The sequence below is a fragment of the Streptomyces laculatispora genome, from assembly GCF_017353455.1.
GTDB classification, from domain to species: Bacteria; Actinomycetota; Actinomycetes; order Streptomycetales; family Streptomycetaceae; genus Streptomyces; species Streptomyces laculatispora.
The window spans coordinates 1-7,849 of the sequence record NZ_JAFMPZ010000607.1; the positions used below are offsets into that span (position 1 = coordinate 1).

Below are 7,849 nucleotides of genomic sequence, written 5' to 3' on the forward strand. Positions count from 1 at the left end.
CGGGACGGTTTCGGCCGCGCGGAGCACGTCCGAGTCGTGCAGCAGGTCCTCGTCAACGAGCTGTTCGACGAGGCGACGGCGCAGGGCGGCGGAGTTCTCAAAGGTCATGCGGGGACGCCCTTCTGGAGGATGTCAGCGAGCGCGCTCGCGATGGCTCGGATCGTGGGCTCGTTGACGAATGCCCACTGCCCGTTTGGATTGCATTCGAGGAACCACCATCGGCCGTTCCCGTCGAGGGCGAAGTCGAAGGCGCCGAAGGTGAGCCCGAACGCGCGGAGGAAGTGCTCCACGGCCTCGCGGACCGCGTACGGGATCGGTAGGGGCGAGCAGGTGATCAGGCGTTGATCCTGCCGCCAGTCCACGTGATCGCCGGCGGTGTCGATCCGGGTGGCGAACAGCTTGTCACCGACGGCGGCGAGCCGGATGTCCGCGATCTTCGGGACACAGGCTTGGAACAGGTGGGGGCACAGGGCAATCGAGTCGTCGAGCTCGTCGGCGTGGACGGGGCGAACCCAGATGGTCCGGTTACGGCCGTCCTCACCGGTGAGGTGCACGCCATGAACCGGTTTGTAGATCACGGTCCCGTGGTCGGCCGCGAACTCGCGGGCGTCCTGCGGAACGTTCGTGATCAGGGTCTCGGGGACGGAGAGGCCGAGGCGTGCGGCTGTGCCGAGCTGCGCGAGCTTGTGGTCGGCAGCGCGGTTCTGGATGGGGTGGTTGACGTGCAGTACTTCGGAGAGCGCGGTCAGCGTTCCCGTGTATCCGGCGCGGGACTGTTCGAGGGCGAACCGCTGCTGGGGCGACTCGCTCTGCCGCGGGTCGCCATAAGGCGTGGGGCGCCGCCAGTAGACCGAGCGGACGGCGGAGAGGCTGACGTATCTGGAAGCTGTGGTCAGATCCCCGGTGAACGAGGCCTCCCCGACCCGGACGCTCATGCGTGCGGGCTCGGGGAAGTCGACGGCGGGGTCGAGCCGTACGGCCGGGACGCCTCGGCCGTACAGCTCGCTGAGCACCAGATCCGCCGTGACGTCACCGAGTGCGGTGATGACGAGAACCGGCGAGCCGGTCATGTCAGTCCTGTGCGTGGTCTTCGAGTGCGTCCGAGTCTGCGGGCACGGGCGGCTGTGAGCCGCCGCTGTCGGCACCGGTCGAGGTCGGTGAGGACGTCGACTGATTGGTGCCGTGCCCGCCGCTCATGTCGACGGCCCGGCCCGCCGCGTCGAAGTAGCGCGTCGTCTGCGTCTCGGGATCGATCTCGGTCCGGGTGAACGGGTATCGCACGGTGTTCGAGTAAGGGGCCAGGCGCTTGACGCCCCACGGCTGGACAGCGATGGACATCGAGGTCTCCTTGGTCCTTCGGCTCGCCGTGAGCAGACCCGGCAGATGGTCTTCGACTGCCGTGGAACCCAGGTCGATGGCTTCGGCTCGTCGTTTCATGGGCAGACTCCTTCCGTTTCATGCGGGAACTTGTCTATGTGTGTTGAGTACAGCCCAAAGGACGGTTCCCGGAAAGGCGCAATATGTAGTCCCGGGGTTGTCCCGCCCTCGCTCGCAGTATCCTCGCGGTCACTGTCGATGATGGAATTGGCGCGTGGACGACCCGATCCGGCACCCCCTCGCCTACGCCCGCGAACTGCGCGGGTGGTCGCAGAGCGACTTGGCCGTGCACCTCGACCGGGTCGCCCGCAGACACGGACTCCGCTCCGGTACCGACAAGACAGCCGTCAGCCGGTGGGAGAACGGGCGCAAGAAGCCCAGCCCCGACTCGCAGATCCTGATGGCCGAAGCCTTCGGCGTCCCCGTGACCGAACTGGAGTTGTGCGGCTGGCCCGACTGGCTGCCGGGCCGGGATCTCCCCATGCCGCTCGGGACGGCGTACACGGTTCACGTACTTCGAGATGCACAGAAAGCCGCCATGGACCGCCGCAGCTTCATGACCTACAGCGCGGCTGCGCTGGCCGGCCTCGCCGCCCAGTGGGCCACGATCGAGCCGGACCGCCTCACCGCCGCACTCAGCGGGCGGACGGTCGTCGATACCGAACTCATCGACTGGCTGGAGGACACCAGCGCGAAGCTGACGGCCCTTCCGACCGAACAGCGCCAGCACACCATCAAGTTGGCGGATGCCCACCTCGCCACAGTCACCGACCTGATCGACGGCGGCCGGTGCACCGAACGGACCGGCAGGCGCCTGCACGCCCTGGCTGCCCAGCTGTCCACCACATGCGGCTGGTACCGCTTCGACCAGGGGAAGCACTACGCGGCAGGCAAGCTCTGGACCGCGGCCCTGCACTCCTCCCATGCCGCAGGCGACCGCGACTTCGGCGCCGGGGTGCTCTCCGACTTCGCCTACCAGTCGAACTGGCTCGGCAAGCCGGACGTCTCGGTGGATCAGCTCGGCTACGCGATCTCGGGCACCAGTCACCCCACCGCTCGGTCGCTGCTGTTTGTGCGCAGGGCCAGGGCCTACGCGGCTCTCGGCCGGCGGGCCGCCTGCTACCGGGACCTGTCCGCAGCCGAGGCCGAGCTGTCGGTGCGGGCCACCGATCCCGCTCCGGGCTGGTGCGCGTGGATGAGTCCGGCGGACCTGGCGGTGGATTCGGGGCAGTGCCTGCTCGACCTCGGACGGGCCGACGAGGCCCGCACCAGGATGACCGAGGGCATGGCCATGCTCCCCAAGGTCAGGGACAAGACACGCGGGATCTTCCTGACCTACCAGGCCAAGGGCTTCCTGCAGTCCAACGACATCGAACAGGCCCTCGCCGTCACCACCGAATCGCTGGACCTCGCCACCCGGATCGGCGCCGAGCGGTGCGTCACCCTGGTCCGTGAACTCGCCCCGGCCTTCAAGCCCTACCGACAGGTCGAGGGTGTAGCCGACTTCATCGACCGTCTGCGAGCCGGATGACCCGTTGCCCCAGGTCACCTGGTCACGCCGCCACCCGCCGCGAGACCACCGCCGAGCGCATGCTCCTGCACGTCCTGCAAGGGCACTGCAACAGCCCCATCGCCGGATACGCCCAGTTGGAAGGCAGTGGCGAACTCTCGCTCCGGTCCAAGGCGTTCACCCCCGACGGCAAGACCGTCCTCAACGCACACGAATGGGTCGGCCCCCTCGACCCCGCGACCCTCGGCACATTCGTCGCAGTCAGCCTGCTGTGTCAGGGCGCACGCGAACTGATCGACGGCATTGCGCACTGAACACCCCGTCCCGACACCGTCAATGAAGTCCCGAAGGTGTGAGCGTCAGGTGGAGCACGGGGCGTACGTGCCACTCGATATGGCGCCCCTTGCGGAGCATGAGGGTGAACCCGCAGGGCTCGCCGCGATGGAGCGCGCCGAGCGCCTGCACCCAGCCGCCCTGGTCCGCCCAGTAGAGCGCCCGCGCCGCTTCACGCGGGGTCAGCCCGAGTACGTGGCTCGCGCGGAGCTGGACGCGGATGATGCGGATCGCTTCGCGGGGGCCGGTCAGGACGCGGAGGTCGACCGGTTCCGGGACGAAGCCGGTCGCGGGGGAGTACCGGAGCACTTCGAACCGGAACCCGCGCTCGACGCGGGCCTCCACGGAGGTGGTGCGGGGTGAGGTACGCATGGTCGACCGTCCGATCACAGCGTGTGGGCGCGCGGAAGGAGCGCGTGACCCTCAACGGGCCTGCATCCAGGGTGAGTTACGGCGTTGCCTGGCGCGGTTGAGCGGGTGCGCTCGACCGGGGAGGCGACGTACGGTGACCGTAGCGTCACTATTGCGTGCGGTGCAACAGTGGGACGTCCCAAAGTTGTGCCGCATCGCGCGAAACGCCCTCCACCCTGAAGTTCAGGCGGAGGGCGCTTGGCTGAGTTGGTCAGATCAGGTGGTCGAACTCGCCGGCCTTGACGCCCAGGACGAAGGCGCGGAGCTTGGCGACGCTCGTCGTGACGACCAGGTCGGGGTCGTCGCTCTCACGCATCTTGATCGCGCCGTCCACGGGTGCCAGTTCGATGCAGCTCTGGTTGTTGTCCGCTCCCGAGAATGACGACTTCTGCCAGTTGATTGCGTCGGTCATGTCGCTTCGACTCACATTTCCTGTGCGATGAGTTGGATGAACTGGGCTGACTCCTCCGGGTCGAGGGAGATCGACTCGATGGAATCAAGCAGTTCTCGGTACCTGGCGAGCTGGGCTTCGGCGTCCAGGAATCCGGCGTCGAAGGCGCTGTCGATCTGTACGGTGTCGAGCGCCGGGATGCTCGCTCCGGCATACAGCATCGAATGGGCCGAGCCGGTGATCTGTGCGGTGAACGGGATGACTCGGATCGTCACGGAGGGCCATGTGGACGCTGTGTGCAGGAAGTTGAGCTGCTCGCGCATCATGTCGGTGCCGCAGTAGCGCATACGGAGCGCGGCTTCGTGGACGAATGCCTCGAACGAGGTCGGGGTGGGCCGATCGAAAATGTCCCGGCGCCTCGCGCGATGCTCGACGCGGGCATTCAATTCTGCGGTCGGAAGGTCGGAGACGCCGCTCCGGATCAGATCCCGTGCGTACGCCTCTGTCTGGAAGATTCCTGGGATGTTCAGCATCTGAATGGCGCGGATGTAGGTGGCGCGGTGCTCCAGCTCGGCCAGGTCCAGGAATCCCGGCGAGAGTATGCCCCGGTAGTCGTCCCACCATCCCTTCGTGCGCTCCTCGGCCATGCTTGCGAGGGCGTCCACCAGGTGTTTGTCGCCGGCCGAGTAATGCGCGGCCAGGCGACGGACGCGCTGGTCGCTCACGCCGTAGCGACCGGATTCGATGTGGCTGATCTGCGCGCGCTCGCCACCCAGGAACGCGGCAGCCTCGCTCCCGGACATTCCGGCGCGCTCGCGCAGCTTGCGAAGCTCCGCGCCCAATCGCTTCTGCCTGGCGGTCGGGTAGCTCCTTGGCGGCATCGGCCCTCCCCTTCGTGCGGGTACGAGTGTGCCGCCCCACTGTGCCACTGGTCCACTCGTATGAGTGCTACGGCCGTCCCATTGTTGCGCCGTCCCAATGTTGTGCCCTAGCGTCCATCGGTATCGACCGGAAACGGCTCGGTGCTCCGAAGTGCAGCCACCCGTACCCGAGTTGATCTCGTACGGGCCCGGCCGATGCCACGGTTCGCCGGAACGGCCCGGCGACGTACCGGAGACCCGCTCACGTAGGGAGACCGCGTCATGACCTCCGTAACCGTTCCGCCCTCACCCACCCCGTACCTCCCGCAGCGCGGCGAGCGCTACCGGCTCGTCGCACCGAACACCCCCACCGCACCCCGCGTCGCGCGGGACTTCGTGGGCGCCCTGCTGCGGACCACCGAGCACTCCGGGCTGGTCGACGATGCCCGGTTGTGCGTGAGCGAGGTGGTATCCAACGCGCACTGCCATACGCGGTCGGCGCGCATCCGGGTCGATGTGACGGTGAACCGGCGTCAGGTCATGGTCTACGTGACCGACGACGACCCCGGCCGGCTGCCGAAACCGGGCGCCGCGCCCCACGCGGAGAGCGGGCGCGGGCTCGTCATCGTGGAGAGCCTGACCGATCGGTGGGGGACCACGACGCGCGGCGGGCGGGTGCGGAACGCCAAGACGGTCTGGTTCGTCCTGGTCGAGCCGGGGTCGTGCGCGGAGCGCGCATCGCGTACGGCGGTATGAACGCCCATGTTCCGCTTTGCACCCGGAAGGGTGAGTGCGGCCAAGATCGCCGGTACGGTCCCCGCGCACCTGGCCATGATGGCCCCGGTCTTCGTACCCGTCCGCAGTCACCGAGCCTGTGCCGTACGGGCCGCCGCGGCATGGGCGCGGACCGAGGAGCGACACTTTGTCCGGACAGCAGGGCGAGACGGCGGAACAGGGCATCGGCACGTTCACCTTGGCCGGTTCACCGGGCGCCGAGCCCACGAACCAGGTGCAGGTGCGGCAGTCGGACGAGGAGTGGGAGCTGCCCCACGGCTTCGCCCGCGTCTATTACGGCGAGGGCCACAACGCCATCCGGCAGCCGGTGCTCATGGCCGACGGCTTCAACCTGGGCCGGAGCGACCTCGACGCGCTGTACCAGGGGCTGGAAGGGAACTTCGCGTTCCTCGGCGCCCTGCGGCAGCGCGGCCGGGACGTCGTCCTGATCGGCTACGACGACCGCGGCGCCTCGATCCTGGACAACGCCCAGGCGGTGATCGCCGCCATCCAGCGCACCACCGCCGTGCAGGAGGGCGACGCCCCGCTGACCGTCGGCGGATTCTCCATGGGTGGGATCGTCACCCGGTACGCGCTCGCCAAGCTGGAGAGCGAAGGCATCGACCACCGTACGGCGCTCTACTTCTCCTACGACAGCCCGCACCGCGGAGCCGTGATCCCGATCGCGCTCCAGGCGTTCGCCCACTTCATCCCGGTCGCCAACGCCTTCGCGAAGCAGATGAACAGTTCGGCCGCCCGTCAGATGCTGTGGCGGCACTACGACAGCGAGGACGGGACGGTCCGGGTCGACCCGGAGCGCGAGAAGTTCCTTGAGGCGCTGCGCGACGTCGGTGGGTGGCCGCGGCGACCGCGCACGATCGCCGTGGCCAACGGCCGGGGTGACGCCAAGGGCCTCGATGTCCCGCCCGGCCAGGTCGCGCTGGCGAGCACCGGGCAGCTGGTGTACCCGGGTACGGCGCTCTACACCCAGGCCGAGGGCCACGAGGTCGTCGTGGCGGAGCTGAAGCGCCTCTTCCCGAAGGCCGAGAAGACGATCACGACCAGTGGCTCCCCGGAACTCGACGGCGCCCCCGGCGGCTTCCTCGACTCGTACGGGATCCTGGCCGCCATGCTGACCAAGTTCGGCGCCACCGTGGACCTGCGCCACCCCGACGTCTGTTTCGTGCCCTCGGTCAGCTCGGTCGCGATCCGCGACATCGACCAGCCGGCGGACCTGTACGCGAACATCGACGAACTGAGCCCGGAGGAGAGCGAACTCGACGACTTCGTCTGCTCTTCGGCCACCACCAAGCACACGGCCATCACCGAGGAACTGTGCACCTGGCTGCTGGAGCGGCTGCCGAACTGACCCGCGAACCGCCGGAAGCGCCGCAGTGCCCGGCGATCCGCCGAGGGCCGTCACTCCCGAGCGGGGAGTGGCAGCCCTCGGCCGTGTCAACGGACTGGCGGCGGCGCGGTCCTGGGGCCCTTCGTCCGGAGAGTCACGAGCACCACGAGACCCGCGGTCGCCGCCCCGCACCACATGACCGCGCTGAGCGAGGCGTGGTCGACGACCGTGCCGCCGGTGAGCGCGCCGGCGGCGAGCGTTGCCTGGAAGGACGCGGTGAACAGGACCGAGGCCGCCTCGGGCGTCCGGGGGGCGGAGCGGGCGAACCAGGTCTGCGAGCAGACCGGCACCGCGCCGTAGCCGAGTCCCCAGACGACGAGCAGTGCGAGCGCGGCCGCGTCGCCGCGGCCCAGGACGGGCAGCAGCGCGGTCGCGGCGGCGATCGACCCGGCGGCCGCCCCGAACGCGATGCGCGGGGCGCGCGTCACCAGCGCGCCCCCGATGAAGTTACCGGCCACCCCCGCGGCGCCGTAGATCAGCAGGTATCCGGTGATCTGTCCCGGATCGGCCCGGGTGGCCTGGCGAAGGAAGGGGGTTACGTAGGTGTACGCGGCGAAATGGGCCAGTACGACGAGGAACGTCATCAGCAGGGCGTACCGAGTGCCCGTGCGGCGCAGCAGGGCGCGGAGCACCGCGGGGCGGGTGACGCCGGCCGGGGGCAGGGCGGGGAGCGTCAGGAGCAGCAGGGCCAGTGCGCCGGTGCTCAGCAGCCCCATCGCCGCGAACGTGGTCCGCCAGCCGGCCAGATCACCGATGAGCGTGCCGGCGGGGACGCCGAGGACGGA

The 7,849-nt window shown here is 69.0% G+C and carries 9 protein-coding genes and 1 pseudogene; 4 read left to right on the forward strand and 6 right to left on the reverse strand.

The annotated features are described in order from the left end of the window. Positions 1-104 precede the first annotated feature (104 nt). Together tgmB and tgmA are read right to left on the reverse strand one after the other, a co-directional pair. The gene (gene tgmB / locus J1C73_RS31835) at positions 105-1,070 is read right to left on the reverse strand and encodes an ATP-grasp ribosomal peptide maturase (RefSeq protein ID WP_207319405.1); all 966 of its coding nucleotides are present in this window, start codon (positions 1,068-1,070) and stop codon (positions 105-107) included. Between the two features lies 1 nt (position 1,071). Further along, the gene (tgmA, locus tag J1C73_RS31840) at positions 1,072-1,437 is read right to left on the reverse strand and encodes a putative ATP-grasp-modified RiPP (protein WP_242644997.1); all 366 of its coding nucleotides are present in this window, start codon (positions 1,435-1,437) and stop codon (positions 1,072-1,074) included. A 154-nt stretch (positions 1,438-1,591) separates the two neighbouring features. Between tgmA and J1C73_RS31845 the strand changes: the two genes are divergently transcribed. Together J1C73_RS31845 and J1C73_RS31850 are read left to right on the forward strand one after the other, a co-directional pair. Beyond that, positions 1,592-2,908 carry a helix-turn-helix transcriptional regulator gene (locus J1C73_RS31845; protein ID WP_207319406.1) on the forward strand — a complete coding sequence of 439 codons (1,317 nt, stop codon included), beginning with the start codon at positions 1,592-1,594 and terminating at the stop codon, positions 2,906-2,908. A gap of 29 nt (positions 2,909-2,937) precedes the next feature. Continuing rightward, a pseudogene (locus J1C73_RS31850) lies at positions 2,938-3,201 on the forward strand (hydroxymethylbilane synthase); the annotation flags it as partial. 19 nt (positions 3,202-3,220) lie between these two features. Here J1C73_RS31850 and J1C73_RS31855 read toward each other — a convergent pair. The 3 genes from J1C73_RS31855 to J1C73_RS31865 all read right to left on the reverse strand — a co-directional run bounded on the left by J1C73_RS31855 (position 3,221) and on the right by J1C73_RS31865 (position 4,903). Next, entirely contained in the window at positions 3,221-3,592 is a 372-nt protein-coding gene (locus J1C73_RS31855) for a hypothetical protein (RefSeq protein ID WP_207319407.1), read from the reverse strand. A gap of 250 nt (positions 3,593-3,842) precedes the next feature. Continuing rightward, positions 3,843-4,043 carry a DUF397 domain-containing protein gene (locus tag J1C73_RS31860; RefSeq protein ID WP_123524262.1) on the reverse strand — a complete coding sequence of 67 codons (201 nt, stop codon included), beginning with the start codon at positions 4,041-4,043 and terminating at the stop codon, positions 3,843-3,845. An 11-nt stretch (positions 4,044-4,054) separates the two neighbouring features. Further along, positions 4,055-4,903 (reverse strand): helix-turn-helix domain-containing protein, encoded by an 849-nt coding sequence (locus tag J1C73_RS31865; protein ID WP_207319408.1) that lies wholly within the window; start codon positions 4,901-4,903, stop codon positions 4,055-4,057. Between the two features lie 261 nt (positions 4,904-5,164). On the opposite strand from J1C73_RS31865, the gene J1C73_RS31870 reads away from it, so the two are divergent. Then, positions 5,165-5,638, forward strand: a complete 474-nt coding sequence (locus J1C73_RS31870) for an ATP-binding protein (protein ID WP_207319409.1) — start codon at positions 5,165-5,167, stop codon at positions 5,636-5,638. Between the two features lie 166 nt (positions 5,639-5,804). Continuing rightward, the gene (locus J1C73_RS31875; protein ID WP_207319410.1) at positions 5,805-7,025 is read left to right on the forward strand and encodes an esterase/lipase family protein; all 1,221 of its coding nucleotides are present in this window, start codon (positions 5,805-5,807) and stop codon (positions 7,023-7,025) included. An 86-nt stretch (positions 7,026-7,111) separates the two neighbouring features. On the opposite strand, the gene J1C73_RS31880 is transcribed toward J1C73_RS31875, so the two are convergent. Then, on the reverse strand, positions 7,112-7,849 hold a 738-nt coding region (locus tag J1C73_RS31880; protein WP_207319411.1), incomplete at its 5' end, for an MFS transporter.

Bases quoted from the DNA above. Each gene is read 5' to 3' on its own strand.
- tgmB (WP_207319405.1), bottom strand. From the start codon at position 1,070: ATGACCGGCTCGCCGGTTCTCGTCATCACCGCACTCGGTGACGTCACG.
- tgmA (WP_242644997.1), bottom strand. From the start codon at position 1,437: ATGAAACGACGAGCCGAAGCCATCGACCTGGGTTCCACGGCAGTCGAA.
- J1C73_RS31855 (WP_207319407.1), bottom strand. From the start codon at position 3,592: ATGCGTACCTCACCCCGCACCACCTCCGTGGAGGCCCGCGTCGAGCGC.
- J1C73_RS31860 (WP_123524262.1), bottom strand. From the start codon at position 4,043: ATGACCGACGCAATCAACTGGCAGAAGTCGTCATTCTCGGGAGCGGAC.
- J1C73_RS31865 (WP_207319408.1), bottom strand. From the start codon at position 4,903: ATGCCGCCAAGGAGCTACCCGACCGCCAGGCAGAAGCGATTGGGCGCG.
- J1C73_RS31870 (WP_207319409.1), top strand. From the start codon at position 5,165: ATGACCTCCGTAACCGTTCCGCCCTCACCCACCCCGTACCTCCCGCAG.